Annotated in this window: 19 protein-coding genes and 2 pseudogenes; 14 read left to right on the top strand and 7 right to left on the bottom strand. The window is 64.8% G+C overall.

Translation table 11 applies throughout. From position 1 onward, the window contains the following. Positions 1 to 209 precede the first annotated feature (209 nt). Positions 210 to 1,376 (bottom strand): TAXI family TRAP transporter solute-binding subunit, encoded by a 1,167-nt coding sequence (locus tag AX729_RS21775; protein ID WP_061026506.1) that lies wholly within the window; start codon positions 1,374 to 1,376, stop codon positions 210 to 212. 144 nt (positions 1,377 to 1,520) lie between these two features. After that, positions 1,521 to 1,742, bottom strand: coding sequence for an acyl-CoA carboxylase biotin carboxyl carrier protein subunit (locus tag AX729_RS21780; protein WP_061026418.1), 222 nt, complete (start codon positions 1,740 to 1,742; stop codon positions 1,521 to 1,523). Positions 1,743 to 1,836: 94 nt separating this feature from the next. Between AX729_RS21780 and AX729_RS21785 the strand changes: the two genes are divergently transcribed. The 3 genes and pseudogenes from AX729_RS21785 (at position 1,837) to AX729_RS21795 (ending at position 6,079) form a co-directional block, all read left to right on the top strand. Continuing rightward, positions 1,837 to 2,811, top strand: coding sequence for an IclR family transcriptional regulator (locus tag AX729_RS21785; protein ID WP_061026419.1), 975 nt, complete (start codon positions 1,837 to 1,839; stop codon positions 2,809 to 2,811). Then, positions 2,741 to 4,272, top strand: a pseudogene (locus AX729_RS21790) (acyl-CoA carboxylase subunit beta). The gene AX729_RS21785 and the pseudogene AX729_RS21790 overlap by 71 nt, the downstream one beginning before the upstream one ends. A 109-nt stretch (positions 4,273 to 4,381) precedes the next feature. Continuing rightward, positions 4,382 to 6,079: a GMC family oxidoreductase gene (locus AX729_RS21795; protein ID WP_061026420.1), complete on the top strand. Its 1,698-nt coding sequence runs from the start codon at positions 4,382 to 4,384 to the stop codon at positions 6,077 to 6,079. Positions 6,080 to 6,932: 853 nt separating this feature from the next. Here the strand turns inward: AX729_RS21795 and AX729_RS21800 are convergent. After that, positions 6,933 to 8,408 carry an FAD-binding oxidoreductase gene (locus AX729_RS21800; protein WP_061026421.1) on the bottom strand — a complete coding sequence of 492 codons (1,476 nt, stop codon included), beginning with the start codon at positions 8,406 to 8,408 and terminating at the stop codon, positions 6,933 to 6,935. Between the two features lie 333 nt (positions 8,409 to 8,741). Between AX729_RS21800 and AX729_RS21805 the strand changes: the two genes are divergently transcribed. Next, positions 8,742 to 9,236, top strand: a complete 495-nt coding sequence (locus AX729_RS21805) for a hypothetical protein (RefSeq protein ID WP_061026422.1) — start codon at positions 8,742 to 8,744, stop codon at positions 9,234 to 9,236. Between the two features lie 73 nt (positions 9,237 to 9,309). Here AX729_RS21805 and AX729_RS21810 read toward each other — a convergent pair whose 3' ends face one another. The 3 genes from AX729_RS21810 to AX729_RS21820 form a co-directional block, all read right to left on the bottom strand. Continuing rightward, the gene (locus AX729_RS21810; protein ID WP_061026423.1) at positions 9,310 to 10,599 is read right to left on the bottom strand and encodes an MFS transporter; all 1,290 of its coding nucleotides are present in this window, start codon (positions 10,597 to 10,599) and stop codon (positions 9,310 to 9,312) included. Between the two features lie 114 nt (positions 10,600 to 10,713). Further along, entirely contained in the window at positions 10,714 to 11,910 is a 1,197-nt protein-coding gene (locus tag AX729_RS21815; RefSeq protein ID WP_061026424.1) for an acetyl-CoA C-acyltransferase, read from the bottom strand. Between the two features lie 261 nt (positions 11,911 to 12,171). Continuing rightward, complete coding sequence (locus AX729_RS21820) at positions 12,172 to 12,942, bottom strand: enoyl-CoA hydratase (protein ID WP_061026425.1); 771 nt, start codon at positions 12,940 to 12,942, stop codon at positions 12,172 to 12,174. A gap of 153 nt (positions 12,943 to 13,095) precedes the next feature. Between AX729_RS21820 and AX729_RS21825 the strand changes: the two genes are divergently transcribed. Together AX729_RS21825 and AX729_RS21830 are read left to right on the top strand one after the other, a co-directional pair. Beyond that, positions 13,096 to 13,629, top strand: a complete 534-nt coding sequence (locus AX729_RS21825) for a PaaI family thioesterase (protein ID WP_061026426.1) — start codon at positions 13,096 to 13,098, stop codon at positions 13,627 to 13,629. A gap of 64 nt (positions 13,630 to 13,693) precedes the next feature. After that, entirely contained in the window at positions 13,694 to 14,314 is a 621-nt protein-coding gene (locus tag AX729_RS21830) for a TetR/AcrR family transcriptional regulator (RefSeq protein ID WP_061026427.1), read from the top strand. Between the two features lie 82 nt (positions 14,315 to 14,396). Here the strand turns inward: AX729_RS21830 and AX729_RS21835 are convergent, their stop codons facing one another. Then, complete coding sequence (locus AX729_RS21835) at positions 14,397 to 15,311, bottom strand: LysR family transcriptional regulator (protein ID WP_061026428.1); 915 nt, start codon at positions 15,309 to 15,311, stop codon at positions 14,397 to 14,399. Between the two features lie 101 nt (positions 15,312 to 15,412). On the opposite strand from AX729_RS21835, the gene AX729_RS21840 reads away from it, so the two are divergent. The 8 genes and pseudogenes from AX729_RS21840 (at position 15,413) to AX729_RS21875 (ending at position 24,909) form a co-directional block, all read left to right on the top strand. Next, on the top strand, positions 15,413 to 16,909 hold the full coding sequence (locus AX729_RS21840) for a CoA-acylating methylmalonate-semialdehyde dehydrogenase (RefSeq protein WP_061026429.1): 1,497 nt from the start codon (positions 15,413 to 15,415) through the stop codon (positions 16,907 to 16,909). 122 nt (positions 16,910 to 17,031) lie between these two features. Continuing rightward, on the top strand, positions 17,032 to 18,177 hold the full coding sequence (locus tag AX729_RS21845) for an acyl-CoA dehydrogenase family protein (protein ID WP_061026430.1): 1,146 nt from the start codon (positions 17,032 to 17,034) through the stop codon (positions 18,175 to 18,177). Next, positions 18,174 to 19,241, top strand: coding sequence for an enoyl-CoA hydratase/isomerase family protein (locus AX729_RS21850; protein WP_061026431.1), 1,068 nt, complete (start codon positions 18,174 to 18,176; stop codon positions 19,239 to 19,241). The genes AX729_RS21845 and AX729_RS21850 overlap by 4 nt, the downstream gene beginning before the upstream one ends. A 13-nt stretch (positions 19,242 to 19,254) precedes the next feature. Continuing rightward, a pseudogene (gene mmsB, locus AX729_RS21855) lies at positions 19,255 to 20,157 on the top strand (3-hydroxyisobutyrate dehydrogenase); the annotation flags it as partial. Beyond that, on the top strand, positions 20,157 to 21,875 hold the full coding sequence (locus AX729_RS21860; protein ID WP_061026507.1) for an AMP-binding protein: 1,719 nt from the start codon (positions 20,157 to 20,159) through the stop codon (positions 21,873 to 21,875). The pseudogene mmsB and the gene AX729_RS21860, both read left to right, overlap by 1 nt. Before the next feature lie 130 nt (positions 21,876 to 22,005). Further along, positions 22,006 to 22,485, top strand: coding sequence for a MaoC family dehydratase (locus AX729_RS21865; RefSeq protein ID WP_061026433.1), 480 nt, complete (start codon positions 22,006 to 22,008; stop codon positions 22,483 to 22,485). 289 nt (positions 22,486 to 22,774) lie between these two features. Next, the gene (locus tag AX729_RS21870; RefSeq protein ID WP_061026434.1) at positions 22,775 to 23,692 is read left to right on the top strand and encodes an SDR family NAD(P)-dependent oxidoreductase; all 918 of its coding nucleotides are present in this window, start codon (positions 22,775 to 22,777) and stop codon (positions 23,690 to 23,692) included. Next, on the top strand, positions 23,689 to 24,909 hold the full coding sequence (locus AX729_RS21875; RefSeq protein WP_082770503.1) for a BaiN/RdsA family NAD(P)/FAD-dependent oxidoreductase: 1,221 nt from the start codon (positions 23,689 to 23,691) through the stop codon (positions 24,907 to 24,909). Before AX729_RS21870 ends, AX729_RS21875 begins: the two co-directional genes overlap by 4 nt. Positions 24,910 to 24,938: the final 29 nt, after the last annotated feature.

Here is a 24,938-nt window from a genome sequence, read left to right on the forward strand (position 1 = left end):
AACGCAGACTAAGCCAATGGCAGTTGTTTGAATCGCTCGGGCCGCGCGCTCAACCTCTCCCGCTTGCGGGAGAGGTCGGCGCGCAGCGCCGGGTGAGGGCTCTTTCCTCTGGGGGAATCCCACCGTGGAGACACCCTCTCCCCAACCCTCTCCCGCAAGCGGGAGAGGGAGCGCACCTTCTTCTCGACATCAAGCTCGGTCTCAGCACGCTATTCCTCGAACCCGTTCGGCATGTTGGCCTTGGCGAGCGCTGTCGCGCGGGCCTTCATCCAGCCGTCGAGAAACGCCTTGTCATCCGACGCTGGATTGGTCTTGCCGTAATCGGCCCAAGCTGCGCCGAGCACTTCCTGGCGCTTGATCAGCTTGTTGTTGTGCGCCTCCTGCGAGTCGCTCCAATGTCCGGCCTCCTTGAGCGCCTTCACCGCCCCGGGATGTACCGGCACCACCCAGTTCTTGGTCTGGCGATCCGCTGCAAGCCCGCCCGCACCGGGCGCGGAATCCTTGTAGGCGTCGTAGTTCACGATCATCGCCTTGGTGATCGCATAGACTTGGTCGGCCGGCTGCGAGGCGTAGGCGACGAAGATCGGGTACGGGTAGTTGCCGAGTTCGACTGGTTTTTCGGGGGAGATGCCGGCGCCGCAAGTCGCAAGCTGCGGGAAGAAGAACGAGCCGACCTTCTGCATCCGCGCCCAGCCTTCCTTGTCCTTGGCCGGCAGCGGCGGCCAGATCAGCCCGCGCGGCGAGGTCTCGGCCTCCTTGGCGGGACCGGTGATGGTGGTGCCGAAGGCGGCATCGACATCATTGTTGATCAGCCCTTTCCACATCGCGCCGTAGCTCGCGAATTCGACGACCTTGACGTCCTTCTGGGTAAGGCCGGCGAAGGCGAGCACCGCGAGCGAGTTCTGATTCAGCGCGGGCGAGCCGACCACGAAGCCGACGCGCTTGCCCTTGAGATCCTTCAGCTCCTTCACGCCCGTGTCGGCGGCGACGCCGAGCGAGCCGCAATTGCAGTCGACGGTCGAGAGCAGGATCTGGAGCGGCTGCGGGCCCCATTCTTTCGAGCCGAACTCGAACACGCCTTCCTGCGCGAAATAGGTACCCGATCCCATCGCAGATGAGACCGCGCGCTTGGCACGCAGCGGCGCAAGGCGCGCGACGTCGTTGCCTGCGGGAAGCACGCGCACATCGGTACCGAACTTGTCCTTCATCATCTTGCCGACGCCGACCGCGATGTTGAAGCCGGCGGTGCCGGTGTCATAGGCGGTGAACGTCAACGTCGCCGGAAGCTTGACGTCCTCGGCCGACGCGTAGCGTGTAGACGCAAAAGAAATGCCCGCCACCAAGGCAGGCGCGAGCACGAGCAGCCCACGAAGCATGTTTCCCTCCATCATCCTCGCTTCAGCGCGAGGACATTCTTGCTTGAACCGGATCATGTCATCCGTGACCGGCGATGGCAACGCCGTACCGTGCCTGTGCGAATGCGGCTGACAGATTGTCGCGGGAAACGACGGATGAACCACTCAACTCGCGACGATCGCGATCGCCTGTCCCTCGGCAACGACATCGTCCAGCTTGACGAGCAGCGAGGTGATCGTGCCGCTTGCGGGGGAGGGGACTGGTATTTCCATCTTCATGGCCTCGACAATTACAACGTCGTCGCCATCTGCAACGGTTCCTCCAACTTGCACGGGAGTTGCGCAGATGCGTCCCGCGATCTCCGTGACGATCTTAATTTCTGGCATGCCATCGCCTTTTTGTTGTCGTCGCAAAATGCCTGAGGTAGCGTCGTCTGCAAGTGGAATTTAATTCCGCAGAGCGGAACAAACGGTAGGAAACATGGGACGACGATCGGAGCGGTTGAGTAGGCAAGGCATGCTCGCTGGCGATGCCGGCGAGGGTGATGTCATCCAGGTGGTTTCGCGCGCGTTCGACGTGTTGCGATGCTTCGAGGGCCACGATAGCAGGCTCGGCAATCTCGAGATCTCAAACCGCTGCGGTCTGCCGCGCTCGACGGTTTCGCGGCTAACGCACACGCTGACCCGCATGGGTCAGCTCGTGTATCTCCCCCGCGACCAGAAATATCGCATCGGTCCGAGCGCCGTGGCGATGAGCGCTTCGATGATGAAGGGCGCGCAGCTGCGCAGCATGATTCGGCAGCGGCTCCAGGAAGTGGCCGAGCAACTGCCTGGCACCGTCGGCTTCGTCGTCCCCGATCGCTTCCATCTGGTCTATCTCCAGTTCGCGCGCTCGGCGACCGCGCTCGGCCTGCACGAGGGCACCGGCAGCCGCATCTCGATGGCTTCGACCGCCGCGGGCGCCGCCTACACCGCGGCCCTGGCGCCGGAAGTCGGCGATGCCTTCATCGCGGAGATGGAACGCGAAGCGCCCGAGGCTGCGAAGATTCTGAAGCCCCGGATCGAGGCCAATCGGGAGTCGTTGCGCGAGCGCGGCTATGTCGTGGCCTGCGGCTTGTGGAGCCCGCACATCAACGGGCTCGCGGTGCCGATCTGGTCGCCGCAGTACCAGACCTTCGTGGTCATCACCATCGGCCTTCTCTCTGTGATGTACGACGAGCAGCGTCTGCATGATGAAGTCGCTCCGCTGATGCTCGCGCTCGGTCGCTCGCTCGGCAGCCTGATGGAAGGCGCGGAAGGCGACGCCTTCAACAACCGTATCTCGCGCAAGCCGGTCGCCATGGCCGTGCACAACAATAACAAGCCGATCAATTCGGAGGGAGTGAATGAACTGGAAGCCGGAACTCGACGAGCTCGCCCGGCGCGAAGCCTTCGCGCGGGAGATGGGCGGCGTTGACAAGGTCAAGCGACAGCATGACCAGGGCCGGCTGACTGTTCGGGAGCGCATCGACAAGCTGATCGATAAAGGCAGCTTTCATGAGATCGGTGCCGTCTCTGGCATCGGTGAGTACGATTCCAGCGGCGAACTGCAGAAATTGACGCCGGCGAACTGCGTGTTCGGCCGCGCGCGCGTCGACGGCCGCACCGTGGTCGTGGTCGGTGACGATTTCACGGTGCGCGGCGGCTCGGCCGATGCGTCGATCTCCGCAAAGCCGCTGATGGCGGAGGAGATGGCGCACGACTTCCGTCTCCCCATCGTCCGTATCATCGAGGGCTCCGGCGGCGGCGGTTCGGTCAAGACGATCGAGACCAAGGGCGCTGCGAACCTGCCTGGAGGCATCGGCGGCACGCGCTGGTATCGCTTCACAACCGAAAATCTCTCGCGCGTGCCGGTGGTCGCACTCGGTCTCGGCTCGGTGGCAGCCACTATTCCATCATGACCCGGAAGTCCGCGATGTTCGTCGCTGGACCACCGGTGGTGAAGGCGCTTGGGCAGGACCTCACGAAGGAAGAACTCGGCGGCGCCGACATCCAGACCCGCGCCGGCGCGGTCGATCACGCCGTCGACACCGAGGAGGAGGCGTTCGCCTGTGCGCGACGATTCCTCTCCTATCTGCCGTCATCGGTCTACGAGCTGCCGCCGACATTGCCCTGCACCGACCATCCGGAGCGCAGCGACGAAGCGCTGATGAATGCGGTGCCGCGCAACCGCAAGCAGGTCTACAAGGTACGGCCAATCATCGAATCCGTCGTCGACAAGGGCTCGTTCTTCGAGGTCGCCAGGAATTTCGGCAAGCCGATCATTGTCGGTCTCGCCCGGCTCGAGGGCAGGGCGGTGCTGCTCCTGGCCAGCGACAGCTTTCACTATGGCGGCTCCTGGACGGCCGACGCCTGCCAGAAAGTGGTGCGCTGGGTCGACTTCGCCGAGACCTTCCATCTGCCGATCGTCTATCTCATGGACTGCCCGGGCTTCATGATCGGTCTCGATGCCGAGAAGGCGGCGACCATCCGCCACGGCGTCCGCGCCATGGCCGCGGTCAACCAGACCACGGTGCCCTGGTGCACCGTGATCCTGCGCAACGCCTTCGGTGTCGCCGGTGTGGTGCATCAGCCCGCCGACCGCTTCTCGATCCGTTATGCCTGGCCGTCAGCTTATTGGGGTTCTTTGCCGCTCGAAGGCGGCATCGAAGCAGCCTACCGTGCCGACATCGATGCGGCGGAGGACAAAGCGGCGAAGCTGAAGGAGATCGAGGCGCGGCTCAACAAGCTGCGCTCGCCGTTCCGCTCGGCCGAAAAATTCTGGGTCGAGGAGATCATCGATCCCCGAAAGACGCGGTCGCTGCTGTGCGAGTTCGCGCGCCTCGCCGAGCCGCTGCGCAAGCCGGGGCCGCCGGAGAATTTTTCGATCAGGCCTTGATGCTCTGTCATCATCGCTGCCGCGACAATCTTGTCGCTGCGGCGATGGCGTGACCTCAAAACTAGAACGCGCTACGGTCCCCCAACAAGAACAAGAGGAAGCGCCAATCGTGTACGACTTCATCATCGTGGGCGGCGGCTCGGCGGGGTCCGTGCTGGCCCACCGGCTCTCTGCAAAAAGCGCCAACAAGGTCCTGCTTTGTGAGGCCGGGCAGGACACGCCGCCCGGCAACGAGCCGGCTGAAATCAGGGACAGCTATCCCGGCACGGCCTATTTCGATCCGCGCTTCCACTGGACCGAGCTCAAGGTCACGACGCAAGTCGTCAGTCACAACAATCCCAACGAAGCCCGTCCGCCCTTGCGCAAATACGAGCAGGCGCGCGTGCTCGGCGGCGGCTCGTCGATCAACGGCCAGATGGCCAATCGCGGCGCGCCGACCGATTACGACGAATGGGAGGCGCGGGGCGCCGACGGGTGGAGCTGGAACGACGTGCTGCCCTTCTTCAAGAAGGTCGAGCGCGATCTCGATTTCGACGGACCCTATCACGGCAAGGACGGCCGGATCCCGGTCCGCCGCATCCCGCGGGAGCACTGGACGCGGCATTCAGAGGCGTTCGCGCAAGCCTTCCAGCAGGCCGGCCATCAGTTCCTGCCGGACCAGAACGGCGAGTTCGTCGACGGCTTTTTCCCGGTGACGCATTCGAACCAGGCCGAGCAGCGCGTCTCGGCCGCCATGGGATATCTCGACCGCGACACCCGCAAGCGCGCCAACCTCACGATCTCCACCAACACGCAGGTTCGAGAGCTTCTGTTCGAAGGTACGCAATGCGTCGGCGTCAAGGCCGTGGTCGATGGGCGCGAGCAGGAATTCCGCGGACGCGAGATCATTCTCTCTAGCGGCGCGATCCATTCGCCGGCGCATCTGCTCCGCGCGGGCATCGGCCCGGTCGGTCACCTCAAGGATCTGGGCATTCCCGTGCTGATGGGCTTGCCGGGCGTCGGCCAGCGCCTGATGGATCATCCCTCGATCTCGCTGTCGTCCTTTGTCCGCCGCGGCGCGCGCATGAACGAGCACACCAGGCGCCACATGCAACTCGGCCTGCGTTATTCGTCCGGGCTGCCGGGCGTACCGAAGGGCGACATGTTCGTCGTCCTGCTCTCCAAGTCGGCCTGGCATGCGGTCGGGGAGCAGATCGGCTCGTTGCTCACCTTCGTCAACAAGACCTATTCTGAGACCGGACAGGTCAAGCTTGCCTCGCGCGATCCCTCGGCAGAACCGGTCGTCGAGTTCAACCTGTTGTCCGACCGGCGCGACCTCGATCGCCTGATGAGCGGCTTCCGCAAGATGGCGGCGATTCAAATGAGCGACATCGTGAAAAAGGTGACGGACAAGCCATTCCCGGCCGCCTATACCGACAAGGTCCGCAAGATCGGCGTGGTCAACACCAGGAACAAAATCCTCACCAGGATCGCCGCAACGCTGATGGACGGGCCAGCGGCGCTACGTCACTACATGATCGACAATTTTGTGGTCGAAGGTTTTACCTTCGATCAGGTGATGAACGACGACGAGGCGTTGGAAGCCTTCGTGCGCAAGGCGACGATCGGCGTGTGGCATGCCTCGTGCTCATGCCGCATGGGCCGCGCCGACGATCCGATGGCGGTGGTCGACAATCAGGGCCGAGTCAGGGGCGTGCAGGGCCTGCGCGTGGTCGACGCCTCGATCTTTCCGGTGGTGCCGTGCGCCAACACCAACTTCCCGGTCCTCATGTCGGCGGAGAAGATCGCGGCCGCGATCATGCAATGAGGGGCAGCCGCTTCCGGCGATCCGCTGCAGCGCAGCGAACAGCAGCAATGCAGCCATTTTTGGCCGCTCTTTAGGCCCATTTCAGCCAAACTGTTATTGATTTCTCGCTGTCCGGGGCAGGGTCTCTCATTGGAGTCCTGCAATGTTCAAGCGAGTATTTTCTGCGTGCGTCTTCTTTGTCCTGGGTTCTGTCGCTTCTGAAGCACGGCCTTATCGCATTCACCAAGCCCCTGAATGCAATGTCACCATGCCCTGCGACTTCTCGTTTTCGCAGACGCGTAGCGAGCGGAACTCCAGGTCCTCAGTTTCCAGGTCTTCGGTTTCCAGGTCTTCGGTTGCAAGGTCTTCCGTAGTTTCCAGGTCGCCGCTGCAAGCCTACCGCTCGACGCAACTGACGGTGACTGATGCAGGCGGCACCGCCACGACGGCGAATGTCTCCGGCGCTCGCGTTGTCGGCGGTCGCCCGGCGGGCTGCCCTTCGTCCTTCTGCGGCTGCGGTGCGGCCCTGCGCGTGTTTGGCCGTATTGTGCCGGAATTGAATCTTGCGTCCAACTGGCTGCGCTTTCCGCGGACATCACCCGCACCAGGAATGGTCGCTGCGCGACGAGGACACGTTTTCGTCCTGGAGCAGCACGTCGGTGGCGATGTCTGGATGGCCTATGATGCCAACTCGGGCGGGCGCGCGACGCGGATCCACGCACGTTCGTTGCGAGGGTATACGATCGTCAACCCCCGCGCCGGCTCGGTAGCTTGAGGACAGCGAGCACCACGCTCGACAAGATCACGGAAGGGTCGCAACATCCTTGCGACCCTTCCACGCTGAATCGATCGTGGGCGCCGGGCCAAGCCTCGATCACAGCCGCAGCACCTTGCCGGGATTCATGATGTTTTGCGGATCGAGCGCGCGCTTGATGGCGCGCATGATGTCGAGCTCGGTCTTCGTCCGGTAGTGGCTGAGCTCATCGAGCTTGTCGATGCCGATGCCGTGCTCCGCCGAGATCGAGCCGCCCATGGAGGTGATGAGGTCGTTCACGGCCCGTGTGATGGCGCCCTTGTATTGGGCCAGCGTCGGCTGATCCATGCCGACCGGCCCCATGAACGAGAAATGCAGGTTACCGTCGCCGATGTGTCCGAGCGGATAGGGCCTGATGCTCGGGAGAATGTCGAGCACGGCCTTGGTGCCCTTGTCGATGAACTCCGGTATCCGGGAGATCGCCACCGACACGTCGAAGCTCAGCCCAGGTCCTTCGGCCCGCGAGGCCTCGGCGACACCCTCCCGGATACGCCACATGTTGCGCGACTGGCCGACCGTCTGAGCGATCGCGGCATCGAGCACACGACCGGCCTCGAGTTGATCGCCGAGAAACTGCTCCAGCTTCTCGGACATGCCCTCGGTCCCATCACGGCGTGCCCGCGCCGACGACCATTCGAGCAGGAGATACCATGGTGTGTCCGCCCTCAGCGGATCCTGGGTGCCGGGAATGTGGCGCAGCACCATGTCGATGGCGCTGCGGCTCATCAGCTCGCAGGAGCCGACATTGTCTTCGGACGCTGCATGGGCTTCGGACAGGATCTCCAGGGCCGCGCGTGGATCGCCGATCGCCAGCCATGCGGTGCAGACGTCTTTCGGCGCAGGCCATAGCTTGAGCACGGCCTTGGTGATGACGCCCAGCGTGCCTTCGGCGCCCATGAAGAGGTGCTTGAGGTCGTAGCCGGTGTTGTCCTTCTTGAGCGCGCGCAACCCGTCCCAGACCTCGCCGTTGGGCAAGACGACCTCGAGCCCGAGCACGAGATTGCGGGCATTGCCATAGCGCAGCACCTGCACGCCGCCGGCGTTGGTCGAGAGGTTGCCGCCGATCATGCACGAGCCCTGGGCGCCAAGGCTGAGCGGCAGGAACCTGTCGTGTTGGCTTGCCGTCTCCTGAAGCGTCTGCAGCACGCAGCCGGCTTCGACCGTCATCGAATAGCCGACGGGGTCGACGTCCAGCACGCGGTTCATGCGGCCGAGCGACAGCACGATGCCGGTGTGCGCGGGCCAGGGCGTCGCCCCGCCCATCAGGCCGGTGTTGCCGCCCTGCGGCACGATCGCGATGCCGTGCTCATGGCAGAGCCGGACAACTTTCGAAACTTCCTCGGTGCTGCCAGGACGAACGACGGCTCCGGCGCCGCCAACCAGCAGCCCACGCCAGTCCGTCACGAACGGTTGCTTGCCGTGGTCGTCCTCGATCAGCCCCTTCTCGCCGACGATCGCGCGCAAGGCATCGCGGAGTTCAGAGGTCAGAGGAGTGGTCGGAATGATGGGATCGGAGGATAGGAAGGCAGCGGGCATCTTGTTTCCTCTGGCGCATCTTGGTGTGCACTGCGCACGTAACGTGCGGAGGCTATTGTCCACGTTTGGGCCGCGGAGTCTAACGGGATGTGGCCCAAACCGGTGAGCCTCCAGGGGAGCGTCACCAACGCCCCGGGCAGGACAGGACCGCAGCGACGACAGAATCCGGCGCATCGGCCATCGCGGCCAGATCCGGGTGTTGCTTTTGCCTGCGACTTTTCCCGATCCCGGCAACGTTCAGGCATTCCGTGCAACATTCCCAAACATCTTCGCCAACATTCCGTGGCTGTTCGCGCGTAGGACGCCCAGACTTTGGGGATAAGGATCGGAAGAATGCCACTGAAGATTTCGGCGGCGCGCACAGGCATTGGCGCGGCCTGCCTCGTGCTCGTCGGCATCAGCCCGTTATGCGCAGAGCCGGTGTTCGACGGTTTGGCCGGCGCATGGTCGGGCGTCGGCACGATGAAGCCGTCCGATGGTCCACTTGAGAAGGTCCGCTGCAAAGTGGCCTACAACGTCACCAGGCCGGGACGGTCGTTGACGCTCGATCTGCGCTGCGCAAGCGATGCGTACAAAATGGTCCTGTCGGCGAACATCGAGCAGAGCGGGACTGAGCTTTCCGGCAACTGGTTCGAGAGCGAATACCGACAGGGCGGCAAGGTCTACGGCACGAACAAGGATGGCCTGATCGAGGCGCGAATTGAGGGAAACACGGTGGCGGCGCTGGTGACCATCCAGACCAAGAGCAATCGTCAATCCTTTCTGATGGAAGCGCCGGGGTCCTGGATGTCGGAGGTCGCGATCGAATTGAACAAGGACTCGAAGTGAGGCGATTCTCGCGCCGAGCGGATTTGGTGACGCCGTCTGTTCGGCGTCACCACGGTCAGCAATTCGGCCTACTTCAGGCCGCTGCCGTCTGCCGCATCGGCTGCCGCGACAGCGCCAGCACGATCAGCGCGGCGAACACGCACAGCGCGCCGGCAATGAAGAACGCAGGCAGATAGCTCTCATAGACGGTGCGCGACAGCCCGGCGCCGAAGGCGGCGGCGCCTGCGCCGAGCTGATGGCCGGCAAAGATCCAGCCGAACACCAGATTGGCGCGCTCCGGACCGAACTTCTGCGCGGTGAGCCGTACGGTCGGCGGCACCGTGGCGATCCAGTCGAGCCCGTAGAACATCGCGAACACCGAGAGGCCGTAGAACGAGAAGTCGCTGAAGGGCAGGAAGATCAGCGAGAGCCCGCGCAGCCCGTAATACCAGAACAGCAGCCAGCGGTTGTCATAGCGGTCCGACAGCCAGCCCGACAGAATGGTGCCGACGAAGTCGAATATGCCCATCGCAGCGAGCAGGCTCGCCGCCTGCACCTGAGGGATGCCGAAATCGAGACACATCGGGATCAGGTGCACCTGCACGAGACCGTTGGTCGAGGCACCACAGATGAAGAAGGTCGCAAACAGGATCCAGAACGTTCCCGATCTGGAGACGTCGCGCAGGGTGCCCAGCGCAACGCCCGTGATCGATCCGTGGCTCATGGGCGGGGCGGGCAGCGGCGCGGTGCCTTCGTCGCCGAAGGGGCGCAGGCCGACATCGCTCGGCCGGTCGCGCATCGCGAGCAGCACCGCCAGCGCCGACACGCAGAGCATGATGCAGACGAGGCCGAGGGCGAGCCGCCAGCCGTAGCGGTCGGTGAGGCTTGCCAGCAGCGGCAGGAACACGAGCTGGCCGGTGGCGACGCTCGCGGTCATGATGCCGATGACGAGGCCGCGTCTTGCCGCGAACCAGCGCGTGGCAATGGTCGCGCCGAGCACCAGCGCGGTCATGCCCGTGCCGATCCCGATCACCACGCCCCAGAGGGCGATGAGCTGCCAGACCTCGGTCATGCCGAGGGAGAGCACGAGCGCCGAGACCACGATCAGCTGCGCGACCAGCGTCACGTTGCGCAGGCCGTAGCGGTTGAGCAGGGCGGCGGCGAACGGCGCCATCAGTCCGAACAGGATGAAGCGGATCGACAGCGCTGAGGAGATTTGCGCCGTGCTCCAGCCGAACTCCTTCTGAAGCGGGACGATGAATACACCGGGCGCGCCGACCGTGCCGGCGCTGATCAGCGCGGCCAGAAAGGTCACTCCGACCATCACCCAGCCGTAATGGATGTTGCGGCGGGCAAGGGCTGCCGCGAGCCAATTCGAAATCATTGGGCCTCGGGATTATTGATGGGCAGGTCGCAAGAGACCTGCGTCAGTCTGCAGGATGACACGAGACGGGTCTGTCTGAAATGACAGAGTTCCCTCGTTTTCTGACTTTCGCCCTCAGCGCCCCAGCCGCTCCACCGCGATCGCGGTGGCTTCGCCGCCGCCGATGCAGAGCGCGGCGATACCGCGTTTGAGGTTCTGCGCCTCGAGTGCGTGCAGCAGCGTCACGATCAGCCGCGCGCCGGTGGCGCCGATCGGGTGGCCGAGCGCGCAGGCGCCGCCGTTGATGTTCAGCTTCTCGCGAGGGATGCCGAGATCGCGTTGCGCCGCCATCGCCACCACGGCGAAGGCCTCGTTGATCTCGAACAGGTCGACATCGCCGGCGCTCCAGCCGACCTTGTCGAGCAGCTTGCGGATTGCCGGGATCGGCGCCGTGGTGAACCATTGCGGTTCCTGGCTATGGGTGGCGTGCCCCTTGATCTCGGCCAGAACTGGCAGGCCGCTCCGATCGGCGAGCGAGCGCTTGGTCAGCACGAGTGCAGCGGCGCCGTCGGCATTGGCGGAGGAGGCCGCCGGCGTGATGGTGCCGTTGGCGCGAAAGGCCGGCTTCAGTCCGGGAATCTTGGCGGGGTCGACCTTCAGCGGATGCTCGTCATTGGCGATGACGCGCGGGCCGGCCTTCTCGGTCAGCGTGATCGGCGCGATCTCGGCCTTGAACGCGCCGCCCTCGACCGCCTTGCGCGCGCGGCTGAGCGTCTCCATCGCATAGGCATCCTGATCCTTGCGGGTGAACTGATAGGCTTCAGCCGTCGCCTCACCGAAATCGCCCATTGAACGGCCGGTCTCGTAGGCGTCTTCGAGCCCGTCCATCATCATGTGGTCGATGACGCGGTCATGGCCGACGCGATATCCGCCGCGCGCCTTGGCGAGCAGATACGGCGCATTGCTCATGCTCTCCATGCCGCCGGAGACGACGATCTCGGCCGAGCCGGCTCGGATGATGTCGTGCGCCAGCATGGTCGCCTTCATGCCGGAGCCGCAGACCTTGTTCACGGTGGTCGCTCCGGTGGCGTCGGGCAGGCCGGCCGCGCGCGCCGCCTGCCGCGCCGGTGCCTGGCCCTGGCCGGCCGGCAGCACGCAGCCCATGAAGACCTCGTCGACCTTCTCGGGCGCGAGCCCGGCGCGCTCCAGCGCCGCGCCGATGACGTGTGATCCGAGCTTGTGCCCGGGGAGCGGCGACAACTCGCCCATGAAGCGGCCGAGCGGGGTACGGGCGGCGGAGACGATGACGACGGGATCGGCGGCTTCGGCCATGACGGAACTCCCTGCGATGTTGGGTAAGATTATGATCATCATATGATGCGACGCAAAAAATGCAACCGCGCTAGGGATGATAAATTGTCGTGGTTCAGATGAGATTTGGTCGTTCGATCGAAGAGATTCGTCTTCGCGGCACGCTGTCATCACCCGCGAAGGCGGGTGATCCAGTATTCCAGAGGCCGTAGTTGGATTCGGAGAAGCCGGCGTGCGTCATGCCCCGCCTTCGCGGGGCATGACGCCGTTCCTGGAGCAGGTCTACCGCTTCCGGTTGACAAATGCCTGCATCAGCCGCGTCGGCTCGTCGGTCAGGAACGACTCCCCGAACACCTTCACGCTCAGATTCACCGACTCCGTCAGCGGCAATTCCTCCCATTGCCGCAGCAGCGCCTTTTGCGATCGCAGCGCCTCGGGGCCGCATTCGAGCAGCGCCTTCACGACTTGCTCGACCGCGGCATCCAGTTCGCCCGGCGCGGCGACCTTGTCGACCAGGCCCCAGGCCAGCGCGGTCGGGGCGTCGATGTTCTCCGCAGTCATCACCAGCCAGCGGGCGCGGGCCCAGCCGATCAGGCGCGGCAGGAGCGCGGCATGGATCACCGAGGGGATGCCGACTCGGACCTCCGGCATGCCGAAATGCGCATCATGCGCCGCGATCCGGAAGTCGCAGGCCGCCGCCACTTCCAGCCCGCCGCCGAGGCACCAGCCGGGCATGCGCGCGATCACCGGGGCTGGGAAGGCGCGCACCGCCTCGCAGAGATCGCGCAGGCGACTGATGAAGGCTTCGGCGGATTTCTGGTCGAGCTTTGCCATCTCCTTGATGTCGGCGCCGCCGATCAGGCTCTTCTCGCTCTGGCCGCGCAGCACAACGGCGCGGATGCTGCGGTCGGAGCTGAGCTGCTGCAAGCCCTCGCGCACGGCATCGGTCACCGGCGAGCCGAGAATGTTGAGCGGACCGGCGTTGCAGATCGCGACGTGGACGACGCCGCGCTCATCGCGCGTCACGCCGCAGTGATCGTTGAGCATTTCCATCTTGGCATCTCGGGTTTCGTGGACGCGTGCGAGGCGCACTGGTCGGGATCACTTCCGGGCCGAAACGCCCGGCTTGTCAAGCATGCGGCGAGATTGAGTTGCCAGCGCGAAGTCCGCGACATAGTATGATGTATATCATTCAAAGAGGCAGCCATGACCGACATCGATCAACTCGACCTGTTTTCGCCGGCGCAGCGGCGTGAGCGCGTGGTGGATTGGCAGGTGCCGGCGCCGGTCGCGAGAGCGGCCATGGGGCTCTCGGGCATGGACGCCATGCTGGGCATTCGCGACGGCCGTCTGCCGCCGCCGCCCTTTGCAAAGCTGATCGGGTTCACGATGGCGGTTGTCGAGCCGGGCCGGATCGTCATGGAACTGGAGCCGCGCGAGGATCTTGAGAATACCATGGGCCTCCTGCACGGGGCGACCGCGGCGGCGCTGCTCGATACCGCCATGGGATGCGCGATCTCGACGCGGTTGGAGCCTGGGCAGGGCTCGGTGACCCTCGACCTGAAGCTGACCTTCCTGCGGCCGCTCTCGGTTCGCTCCGGCCTGATCTCGGCCGAAGGCAAAGTGATCAAGCTGGGACGCCAGACCAGCTACACCGAAGGCTTCGTCCGCGACGGGAAGGGCGCCCTTGCGGTGCACGCGACGGCGACCTTTTCCATGATCGGCAACAACTCAACATGAATTAATGCACCGTTCCGATTGCTTTCGTGGTATGAAATGATCTCCGACATCCAATGAGATCCGCATGCGCTATTCCCGGGAACACAAGCAGGAAACTCACGACCGGATCGTGAAGAAAGCCTCCGTGCGGCTGCGCGAAAAGGGTGCCCATGGCGTCGGCGTCGCCGACCTGATGAAGGAGGCAGGCCTGACCCATGGCGGCTTCTACGCGCATTTCGATTCCCGCGAGGCGCTGGTGATCGAGGCCTTTGGCTATGCCATGGACCGCTCGATGGAGCACTGGGCCAAGCTCACGGGCGAAGCTGCTCCCGAAAAGCGGCTGGCGCTGGTCGCGGAAAGCTATCTCTCGACGCTGCATCGCGACAATCCCGGCCACGGTTGTTCGATTCCTGCACTTGGCGCCGAGATCGCCCGCGAGAGCCCGAAGACGCGAAAGGCCTTTGCCGGCAAGCTCGACCAGATGATCGAGATGATGACAGACTACATCCCAAACATGCCGCGCAAAGCCGCCCGCAAGCAGGCCATAGCGACGCTGGCAACCATGGCTGGTTCCATGCTGCTGGCGCGCATTGCCGGCTCCAGCGAGTTGTCGGACGAGGTGCTGAAGGCGGGCAGGGACAGCGTGCTGGATGGCGCGAAGCGCGAGCCGAAGGTGGCAGCGGCGAAAAAGGCGAAGCAGCCGTAGCGTGGGCAAAGGCGCAAAGCGCCGTGCCCACCATCTACCTGAGATCGCGGCAGACGTGGTGGGCACGCTTCGCTTCGCCCGCCTACGGGGGCCTTCCCCCAAACAACGCCCGCTCGCGCTCGACGATCTCGCTGATGTAATCGGCCACCGCCCTGATCCGCGCAAGATCCTTGCTGTCGGCGTGCATCAGCATCCAGAAGGTCCGCGTGATCGAGATGTCGTCGGGCAGCACCGCCTTGAGCTGCGGATAGTCGCTCGCCATGAAATGCGGCAGCACCGCGATGCCGAAGCCCGAGAGCGTGGCGTTGAGCTGTGCGATCAGATTGGCGCTGCGGAAGCGCGCGGAAATCTTCGGCGACACCTGCGGCAGGTAGTCGAGCTCCGGCGTGAACAGCAGCTCTTCGATATAGCCGACGAAACGGTGCTGCGGCAGGTCCTGCCGCGAAGTGATCTCAGGGAAGCGGTCGAGATATCCGGGCGCGGCGTAGAGCCCGAGGCGATAGTCGAGCAGCTTGCGGCCGACGATGCGGCCTTCCTTCGGCATGGTCAGGCTGATGGCGATATCGGCCTCGCGCTTGGAGAGGCTGAACAGCCGCGCGGTAGCCACAAGTTGCAGGTCGAGATCGGGATAGCGGTCGGCGAAAGGGGCGAGCCGCGGCGCCAGGAAGGCGGTGCCGAACCCGTCGGGTGCCCCGATCCGTACCGTGCCGGTCAGCCGCACCACCGAGCCGCCGACCTGCTCCTGGTTGGCGACGATGGTCGATTCCATGGCTTCCGCGCTGTCGGCGACGCGCTGGCCGGCCTCGGTGAGGAGATAGCCGGTCTTGCGCCGGTCGAACAGCTTGGCTGACAGGTGCTTTTCCAGCCGGTCGACGCGGCGGATCACCGTGGCATGGTCGACGCCGAGCTGTTTTGCAGCAGCCGAGACCGAGCCGCCCCGCACGATGGCCAGCACGAAGCGAAAGTCGTCCCAATCGATAGCGCCTTGATCCAGCATTTTCGCACATCTATGGTGCAATATCTCAGACTTGAATCCTATAAAATGCAGGTCGATAGGATTTGTCAAAGCGACCATGCTCGGCCTAAGGAGATCATCCCATGCGTTCAATCGGACATTTCATCGGTGGCAAGGAGGTCAAGGGCACCTCTGGCCGCACTGCCGACGTCTTCGAGCCGATGACCGGTGACGTCCAGGCCAAGGTCGCGCTGGCCTCCAAGGCCGAAGTCCGTGCCGCTGTGGAGAATGCCCGCGCCGCGCAGCCGGAGTGGGCCGCGACCAACCCGCAGCGCCGCGCCCGCGTTATGATGAAATTCGTCGAGCTGGTTCAGCGCGATTACGACAAGCTCGCCGAACTGCTCGCGCGCGAGCACGGCAAGACCGTGCCCGACGCCAAGGGCGACATCCAGCGCGGCCTCGAGGTCGCGGAGTTCGCCTGCGGCATTCCGCATCTGATGAAGGGCGAGTACACCGAAGGCGCCGGCCCCGGCATCGACATCTATTCGATGCGTCAGCCGCTCGGTGTCGTCGCCGGCATCACGCCGTTCAACTTCCCGGCGATGATCCCGATGTGGAAGTTCGCGCCCGCGATCGCCTGCGGCAACGCTTTCATCCTGAAGCCGTCGGAGCGCGATCCCGGCGTTCCGATGCTGCTCGCTGAACTCATGATGGAAGCGGGCCTTCCGGCCGGCATCCTCAACGTCGTCAATGGCGACAAGGAGGCGGTCGACGCCATCCTCGACGATCCCGACATCAAGGCCATCGGCTTCGTCGGCTCCACGCCGATCGCGCAGTACATCTATGAGCGCGCCGCGCAGACCGGCAAGCGCTGCCAGTGCTTCGGTGGCGCCAAGAACCACGCCATCATCATGCCCGACGCCGACATGGACCAAGCCGTCGACGCGTTGATCGGCGCAGGCTACGGCTCGGCCGGCGAACGCTGCATGGCCGTCTCGGTCGCGGTGCCTGTCGGCAAGTCGACCGCCGACCGCCTGATGGAGAAGCTGATCCCGCGCGTCGAGTCGCTCAAGATCGGCACCTCGATCGATCCGTCGGCCGATTACGGTCCGCTGGTAACGCGCGAGGCGGTCGAGAAGGTCAAGGGCTACATCGACATCGGCATCAAGGAAGGCGCAACGCTCGCCGTCGATGGCCGCGGCTTCAAGATGCAGGGCTACGAGAATGGCTTCTATCTCGGCGGTTCGCTGTTCGACAACGTCACCAAGGACATGCGGATCTACAAGGAAGAGATCTTCGGCCCCGTGCTCTCGGTCGTGCGCGCGCATGATTACAAGGAAGCGCTCGCTCTGCCGTCGGACCACGACTACGGCAACGGCGTGGCCATCTTCACCCGCGACGGCGACGCTGCGCGCGACTTCGCAGCCAAGGTGAACGTCGGCATGGTCGGCATCAACGTGCCGATCCCGGTGCCGATCGCCTATTACACCTTCGGCGGCTGGAAGAAGTCGGGCTTCGGCGATCTCAACCAGCACGGCCCGGACTCGATCCGCTTCTACACCAAGACCAAGACGGTGACCTCGCGCTGGCCGTCCGGCGTCAAGGAAGGTGCGGAGTTCTCGATCCCGCTGATGAAGTGACCTCCTAAACGTCATTGCGAGGAGCTCTTGCGACGAAGCAATCCAGACTGTCTCTGCGGAGGGATGCTGGATTGCTTCGCTGCGCTCGCAATGACGAAGGGACAACAGCGATAGGCGACGACATGCAGTTCGTTCTGAACGAGGATCAGATCGCAATCCGCGACATGGCGCTGGCGTTCGCTGCGGAGAAGATCGCGCCGCATGCGCTGCGCTGGGACGAGGAGAAGCATTTCCCCGTCGACGTCATGCGTGAGGCCGCCACGCTCGGCATGGGCGGCATCTATATCCGCGACGATGTCGGGGGATCCGCGATGTCGCGGTTCGACGCGGCGTTGATCTTCGAGGCACTGGCGACGGGCTGCCCGACCACGTCGGCCTTCATATCCATCCACAACATGGCGAGCTGGATGATCGATGCCTTCGGCAGCGACACCCAGCGCCACACATGGCTGCCGAAGCTCTGCACCATGGAGCTGATCGCGAGCTATTGCCTGACTGAGCCGGGCGCCGGCTCGGACGCGGCGGCGCTGCGCACCCGCGCGGCGCGCGAGGGCGACCACTACGTTCTCAACGGCCAGAAGCAGTTCATCTCGGGCGCGGGGGGCACCGATCTGCTGGTTGCGATGGTGCGCACCGGTGGCGACGGCCCCGGCGGCATCTCGACCCTCGTCATTGACGGCAAGACGCCGGGCGTCTCCTTCGGCGCCAATGAGCGCAAGATGGGCTGGAACGCACAGCCGACCCGCGCGGTGATGTTCGAGAACGCCCGCGTGCCGGTGGCCAATCGCCTCGGCGAGGAGGGCGTCGGCTTCAAGATCGCGATGGCCGGCCTCGACGGAGGCCGCCTCAACATCACGGCCTGCTCGCTCGGGGGTGCGCAGACCGCGCTCGACAAGGCGCGCAGCTACATGAAGGAGCGCAAGGCGTTCGGAAAGCGGCTCGACGAATTCCAGGCGCTGCAATTCCGTCTCGCCGACATGGCGATCGAGTTGGAGGCCGCGCGCACCTTTCTGTGGCGTGCTGCGGCGGCGCTCGACCGGAAAGACCCCGACGCCACCATGCTGTGCGCGATGGCAAAACGCTTCGGCACCGATGTCGGTTTCGAGGTCGCCAATCATGCGCTCCAGCTTCACGGCGGCTACGGCTATCTCAGCGAATACGGAATCGAGAAGATCGTGCGCGATCTGCGCGTGCATCAGATCCTCGAAGGCACCAATGAAATCATGCGGCTCATCGTGGCGCGCAAACTGATCGAGGGCGCGCGATGAGTTCGGTGGAAGAGGGCGATCTGATCGTTCGCCGCGAGGGCGCGGCGGGCGTGATCCGGCTCAACCGGCCGAAGGCGCTCAACGCCATGACGCTGGAAATGTCCATCGGCATCGACGCGGCGCTGGACCGGTTCGAGACCGATCCCGAAGTCGCGGTGATCATCCTGGAAGGCGCGGGCGAACGCGGTCTCTGCGCCGGCGGCGACATCCGCGGCCTCTGGGAGAGCTCGCGCGAGGGCGGCGATCTCGGCGCGCGGTTCTGGCGCCAAGAATACATCATGAATGCGCGGATCGCGAAGTATCCGAAGCCATATGTCGCGTTCATGGATGGTCTCGTGATGGGCGGCGGCGTTGGTCTCTCAGGCCACGCCAGCCATCGTGTTGTAACAGACCGCACCAAGCTGGCGATGCCCGAAGTCGGGCTTGGCTTCTTCCCTGATGTCGGCGGCACCTGGTTGTTGTCGCGCTCCCCCGGCGAGATCGGCACTTATTTCGGCCTGACCGGCCAGACCATGAACGGCCCGGACGCGATCCACGCGAAGTTCGCGGACGCCGTGGTACCGGCGGCCAAATGGCCGGAATTGCGCGAGGCGCTGACAAAGGTTCCGAAGGGCGTGACCGCCGCCGATGTCAGCAAGCTCATCAATGGCTTTAGCACCGGCGAGGCTGCAGGACCGGTCGCCGCGAGGCAGGCGGCGATCGACGCGCTGTTCGGTTTCGACCGCATGGAAGACATCTTCGCTGCGCTCCAGCGCGACGGTTCAGAATTTGCGCTGGCCACGCTCAAGACGCTCAACGAAAAGTCGCCGCGCGGCATGGTGGTGACGCTGAAACTGTTGCGGCTGGCGCGCAGCGCATCGAGTCTGGAAGAGTGCCTGGTGCGCGAATACCGCGCCGCGCTGGAAGTCTTCCGCAGCGACGATTTCCGCGAGGGCGTCCGTGCCGCCGTGATCGACAAGGACCGCAATCCGATCTGGTCGCCGCCGCGGATCGAGGATGTGACGCCGGAGATGCTTGCGCGGTATCTCGCGGAGATCGGCGCCGAAGAATTGAAGTTCAACTAACAACGCTACAGCGGAGGAAACGAAAATGGCCACGATCGCATTCATCGGTCTCGGCAACATGGGCGGCCCGATGGCCGCCAACCTGGTCAAGGCCGGCCACAAGGTGGTGGCGTTCGACCTCGTGGACGCCTCCCGCAATCAGGCCAGGGCCGATGGCGCCAGCATCGCCGAGAGCGCCGCGGGCGCGGTGAAGGGCGCCGATGTCGTCGTCACCATGCTGCCGGCCGGCAAGCACGTGCTCGGCGTCTGGAACGAAGTCGTTCCAGCCATGACCAAGGGCGCGCTGATCATCGATAGCTCCACCATCGATGTCGAGAGCGCGCGGCAGGCGCACGCGCTGGCCGCCGAGCACGGCGTGCTCTCGGTCGATGCGCCGGTCTCCGGCGGGACCGGCGGCGCCAAGGGCGCGACGCTCACCTTCATGTGCGGCGGCGAGGAGAAGGCGTTCGCAGCCGCCAAGCCGGTCCTCGAAAGCATGGGCAAGAAGATCGTGCATTGCGGCGGCGCCGGCGCGGGGCAGGCTGCCAAGATCTGCAACAACATGATCCTCGGCATCTCCATGATTGCGGTGAGCGAAGCCTTCGCGCTCGGTGAGAAGCTTGGCCTCTCGCACCAGGCGCTGTTCGACGTCGCCTCGACCTCGTCGGGCCAGTGCTGGTCCCTGACGACCTATTGCCCGGTGCCGGGCCCGGTGCCGACCTCGCCGGCGAACAACGACTACAAGCCGGGCTTCGCCTCGGCGCTGATGGTAAAGGATCTGACGCTGGCGCAGGATGCGGCGAAGGCCGCAGGCGCGGCGACGCCGCTCGGCAAACATGCGCAGGAGATCTATCAATCGTTCGACGCAGCCGGCCAGGGCGGGGTGGATTTTTCCGGAATTATCAAGCACGTTAGGGGTCTGGCCGGGAAAGCTTGATGACGACATTCCAGGAAGCGCGCGCGTTATTACTAGAGCACCGCACGGACTACGAGGCAGCGGTCAAAGGATTCCGCTGGCCTGATCCTGTGCCCTTCAACTGGGCGCTCGACTGGTTCGACGCCGAGCTGGCCGCGAGTGCGGAAGCCAAGGACCGGCCTGCGCTCTGGATCGTCGATGCCGCGCAGGACCGGCAGACCAAGCTTACCTTCTCGGCCCTTTCGAAGCGCTCGAACCAGGTCGCCAACTTCCTTCGCGCGCAGGGCTTGAAGCGTGGCGATCATCTCCTGCTGCTGCTCGGCAACGTCGTTCCGCTGTGGGAGACCATGCTGGCGGCGATGAAGCTCGGCGTCGTCGTCATTCCCGCGACCACGCTGCTCACCGCTGACGAACTTCGGGACCGGCTCGATCGCGGCAAGGCGAAAGCGGTGGTGGCCGCCGAGGATCAGGTCGCTAAATTCGCGAGCCTTGGCACCGAGAATGTCGTGCGCATCGTGGTCGGCGCGGCTTCCAACGGCTGGCTTGCCTATGACGAGGCGGCCAAAATGCCGGAGGGCTTCACGCCGGATGGCCTGACCAACGCCGACGATCCGATGCTGCTTTATTTCACCTCGGGCACGACGGCGAAGCCTAAACTCGTCCGCCACAGCCAGCGCAGCTATCCGGTCGGCCATCTCTCGACCATGTACTGGATCGGGCTGAAGCCCGGTGACATCCATCTCAACATCTCTTCACCCGGTTGGGCCAAGCACGCCTGGAGCTGTTTTTTCGCGCCGTGGAACGCGGGCGCGACCGTGTTCGTGGTCAACCAGCCGCGCTTCGATGCCAAGGCGCTGCTCGCCACCATCGGCCGCTGCGGCGTCACCACGTTGTGCGCGCCGCCGACGGTATGGCGGCTGTTCATCCAGGAGAACCTTGCATCGTTCAAGGTGGCCTTGCGCGAGGTCTGCGGCGCCGGCGAACCACTGAACCCCGAAGTGATCGACCAGGTGCGGGCGGCCTGGGGCCTCACCATCCGTGACGGATACGGCCAGACGGAGACCACCGCGCTCGCCGGCAACTCGCCGGGCCAGAAGATCAAGGTCGGCTCGATGGGCCGGCCGCTGCCGGGCTATCGCGTCCAGATCAGCGACGCCGACGGGAACCCGGCGAAGGAAGGCGAGGTGACGCTGGTGCTCGGGACTGAGCGCCCGGCGGGCCTGATGCAGGGTTATCAAAGCGACGATGGCAAACTGTCCGGCGCGGAAGGCGAGCTCTACCGCAGCGGCGACGTCGTCTTCGAAGACGACGAGGGCTATCTCACCTTCGTCGGCCGCTCCGACGACGTGTTCAAATCGTCGGATTACCGCATAAGCCCGTTCGAACTGGAGAGCGTGCTGCTCGAACATGAGCTGGTTGCGGAGGCCGCCGTGGTGCCGAGCCCGGACCCGATCCGGCTCGCCATTCCCAAGGCCTTCGTGCTGCTGACGTCGGGTGCGGAGCGTTCACCCGAGACCGCGCTCTCCATCTTCAAGCATCTGCACGCGCGCCTCGCGCCATTCAAGCGCATCCGCCGTCTCGAAATCGTCACCGAGCTGCCAAAGACGATCTCTGGAAAAATTCGTCGCGTCCAGCTACGACGGCTGGAACGCGACGGCGATCGCGACGATCCGCTGCGCGGCCGGGAATTCCGTGAGGAGGAGTTTCCGGAGTTGCCGAAAGCCAGGGGGGAAAGTTAAGAAAGATCTCGTCATTCCGGGGCGCGCGAAGCGCGAGCCCGGAATCCATTTCGCAACACGCTCGGCGGCGCGATGGATTCCGGGCTCGATGTTCCGCATCGCCCCGGAATGACGGCACCAGGAGCTATCAATGAACGAAGTCTGGAAGAAGCCGCCGATTACGCTTCAGGCCTATCAGGCTATGGTCGGCAAGGAGATCGGCGTGTCCTCATGGCACCTGATCGACCAACCCCGCATCGACACCTATGCCGACGTGATCGAGGACCACCAATTCATTCACGTCGATCCTGAAAGGGCGAAGAAAGAGACCGCGTTCGGCACGACGATTGCGCACGGCTTCCTGACGATGTCGCTGATGTCGATCATGTCCTATGAGGTGATGCCCGTGATCGCGGGCACCACGATGGGTGTGAACTACGGCTTCGACAAGCTGCGTTTCATCTCGCCGGTGCGCTCTGGCAAGCGCGTCCGCGGCCGCTTCGTGCTGGCCGAAGCCAAGCTCCGCAAGCCCAACGAGTTGCAGTCCCGCACCAACGTCACGGTCGAGATCGAAGGCGAGGACAAGCCCGCGCTGGTCGCGGAGTGGCTGGGGTTGATCTATTTTGCCTGAGGCCAACCGTCGTTGCCGGGCTTGACCCGGCAACCCATCGCTGGTCAAAAGTCGTCCAAGTCTCGCGCGGAGCGCTCTCGCCCTCTCCCCTTGTGGGAGAGGGTGGCTTCGCGGAACGCGAAGCCGGGTGAGGGGTATCCATCCACGAACTCGGCTGCCGCGAGATACCCCTCATCCGGCGCCGTAGCCGACGCTACGCGTCGGCGTCCATTTTGGGTACGGCGGCCGTAGGCCGCCTATGCCACCTTCTCCCGCAAGGGGAGAAGGAAGAAGAAGCAGGATCGCACTCATGGCAATCAGGTTCGACGGACGCGTCGCCATCGTCACCGGCGCGGGCAATGGTCTGGGACGTGCGCATGCGCTGGGATTGGCCAGCCGCGGCGCCAAGGTCGTGGTCAACGATTTCGGCGGCGCGCGCGACGGCACCGGCGGCTCGCTGTCGCCGGCCGAAGCCGTGGTCGAGGAGATTCGAAAGGCCGGCGGCACCGCGATGGCCGACGGCGCCGACGTCTCGAATTTCGAGCAGGTCACCGCCATGGTCGAGCGCGCCACCAAGGAATGGGGTAGCGTCGACCTGATGTGCGCCAATGCCGGCATCCTGCGCGACAAGTCGTTCGGCAAGATGGAAGCCGCCGATTTCCAGAAGGTGCTCGACGTGCATCTCGTCGGCACCTTCTATTGCTGCAAGGCGGCCTGGGCCGGCATGCGCGACCGCAATTACGGCCGCATCGTTCTGACCACCTCGTCCTCCGGTCTCTACGGCAATTTCGGTCAGGCCAATTACGGTGCGGCGAAGTCGGGCATGGTCGGCCTGATGAACGTGCTCGCCGAAGAAGGCCGCAAGAACAACATCCGCGTCAACATCATCTCGCCGACCGCGGCGACCCGCATGACGGAAGAGCTGCTGCCGCCGCAGGCATTGCAGCTGATGAAGCCGAACGCGATCACTCCGGCGGTCGAGTACATGCTGAGCGAGGACGCGCCCACACGCACCATCATGGGCGCCGGGGCCGGCTCCTTCGCGGTGATCAAGATTCTGGAGAGCGAAGGCATCAACCTGCCGGAGTCCGAGTGGACGCCGGACGCGGTCGCCGCGCATTTCGCCGAGATCAGCGACATGTCGAAGGCGAAGGCGCTAACGGGTGCGTTCGAGCAGACGCAGAAATACGTGGCGCAAGCCGCGGCACGGGCGGGGATCAAGCTCTGACGGCCGTCGCCGTCATCGGCGCCGGCCCCGCCGGGCTGATGGCGGCGGAGGTGCTGGCGCAGAGTGGCGCCCGCGTCACCGTCTACGACGCGATGCCGTCCGCGGGCCGCAAGTTCCTGATGGCCGGCCGCGGCGGGCTCAATCTCACCCACAGCGAACCGCTGCCGCAATTCATGACGCGCTACCGCGAGGCCGCGCCCAATCTGAAAGCCGCCATCGACGCGTTTCCGCCGGACGCGTTGCGCGCCTGGAGCGAGGCGCTGGGCGAGCCGACCTTCGTCGGCACCAGCGGGCGCGTGTTTCCAAAGGCATTCAAGGCTTCGCCCTTGCTGCGCGCGTGGCTGCGGCGGCTTGATGCCAGCGGCGTGCGCTTCGCGTTTCGTCATCGCTGGATTGGCTCGGGCGAGCACGGCCGATTGCTGTTTCGCACCAGCGGCGGCCAACGTTCCACCGAGGCCAGGGCAGTGGTGCTCGCCCTCGGCGGCGCAAGCTGGCCGCGGCTCGGATCCGACGGCGGCTGGGTCGATATGCTCGCGGCAAAGGGCATTGCCATCTCGAGGCTGAGGCCCGCCAATTCCGGCTTCACGGTTGCATGGTCCGACGTCTTCCGGGAGCGCTTTGAGGGCCAGCCGCTCAAGGGCGTGGCGCTGACGATCGGAGCACACACGGTGCGCGGTGAGGCGATGATCACCCGCTGCGGTATCGAAGGTGGCGCGATCTATGCGCTGTCGGCGGAATTGCGTGAGGCGGTGCTGGATCTCGGGATGGCGACGCTGATGATCGCGCTGCGGCCCGAACTCGACACTACTGCGCTCGCCACGCGGCTATCGGGGACGCGCGGCAAGCAGTCGCTCGCCAACTTCCTGCGCAAGGCGGCGCAATTGTCGCCCGTCGGCATCGGCCTGATGCAGGAGGCCGCCATCGCATCGGGCCGGCCGCTGGCGTCGTTCTCGCCGGCCGAGCTCGCACGCCTGATCAACGCCATTCCGGTTCAGCTAACCGGCGTCGCTGCGATCGAGCGGGCGATCTCGACCGCGGGCGGGATAGCTTTCGACGAGCTGGACGACCGCTTCATGCTGCGCAAGCTGCCGGGCGTGTTCGCCGCCGGGGAGATGCTGGACTGGGAAGCCCCGACCGGCGGCTACCTGCTGCAGGCCTCGTTCGCCACGGGCGCTGCTGCGGGCAGGGGGGTGCTGGCGTGGCTCGCCAGGTCGTAGGGTGGGTTAGCGAAGCGTAACCCAACACG

Source organism: Bradyrhizobium sp. CCH5-F6, from assembly GCF_001556045.1.
GTDB lineage: Bacteria > Pseudomonadota > Alphaproteobacteria > Rhizobiales > Xanthobacteraceae > Bradyrhizobium.

What these genes read in the sequence shown, in the direction of transcription:
- AX729_RS21810 (WP_061026423.1), bottom strand. Translation starts at nt 10,599, where the DNA reads ATGATTTCGAATTGGCTCGCGGCAGCCCTTGCCCGCCGCAACATCCAT.
- AX729_RS21815 (WP_061026424.1), bottom strand. Translation starts at nt 11,910, where the DNA reads ATGGCCGAAGCCGCCGATCCCGTCGTCATCGTCTCCGCCGCCCGTACC.
- AX729_RS21780 (WP_061026418.1), bottom strand. Translation starts at nt 1,742, where the DNA reads ATGCCAGAAATTAAGATCGTCACGGAGATCGCGGGACGCATCTGCGCA.
- AX729_RS21825 (WP_061026426.1), top strand. Translation starts at nt 13,096, where the DNA reads ATGACCGACATCGATCAACTCGACCTGTTTTCGCCGGCGCAGCGGCGT.
- AX729_RS21845 (WP_061026430.1), top strand. Translation starts at nt 17,032, where the DNA reads ATGCAGTTCGTTCTGAACGAGGATCAGATCGCAATCCGCGACATGGCG.
- AX729_RS21785 (WP_061026419.1), top strand. Translation starts at nt 1,837, where the DNA reads ATGGGACGACGATCGGAGCGGTTGAGTAGGCAAGGCATGCTCGCTGGC.
- AX729_RS21820 (WP_061026425.1), bottom strand. Translation starts at nt 12,942, where the DNA reads ATGGAAATGCTCAACGATCACTGCGGCGTGACGCGCGATGAGCGCGGC.
- AX729_RS21775 (WP_061026506.1), bottom strand. Translation starts at nt 1,376, where the DNA reads ATGCTTCGTGGGCTGCTCGTGCTCGCGCCTGCCTTGGTGGCGGGCATT.
- AX729_RS21835 (WP_061026428.1), bottom strand. Translation starts at nt 15,311, where the DNA reads ATGCTGGATCAAGGCGCTATCGATTGGGACGACTTTCGCTTCGTGCTG.
- AX729_RS21830 (WP_061026427.1), top strand. Translation starts at nt 13,694, where the DNA reads ATGCGCTATTCCCGGGAACACAAGCAGGAAACTCACGACCGGATCGTG.
- AX729_RS21840 (WP_061026429.1), top strand. Translation starts at nt 15,413, where the DNA reads ATGCGTTCAATCGGACATTTCATCGGTGGCAAGGAGGTCAAGGGCACC.
- AX729_RS21865 (WP_061026433.1), top strand. Translation starts at nt 22,006, where the DNA reads ATGAACGAAGTCTGGAAGAAGCCGCCGATTACGCTTCAGGCCTATCAG.
- AX729_RS21850 (WP_061026431.1), top strand. Translation starts at nt 18,174, where the DNA reads ATGAGTTCGGTGGAAGAGGGCGATCTGATCGTTCGCCGCGAGGGCGCG.
- AX729_RS21870 (WP_061026434.1), top strand. Translation starts at nt 22,775, where the DNA reads ATGGCAATCAGGTTCGACGGACGCGTCGCCATCGTCACCGGCGCGGGC.
- AX729_RS21805 (WP_061026422.1), top strand. Translation starts at nt 8,742, where the DNA reads ATGCCACTGAAGATTTCGGCGGCGCGCACAGGCATTGGCGCGGCCTGC.
- AX729_RS21800 (WP_061026421.1), bottom strand. Translation starts at nt 8,408, where the DNA reads ATGCCCGCTGCCTTCCTATCCTCCGATCCCATCATTCCGACCACTCCT.
- AX729_RS21860 (WP_061026507.1), top strand. Translation starts at nt 20,157, where the DNA reads ATGACGACATTCCAGGAAGCGCGCGCGTTATTACTAGAGCACCGCACG.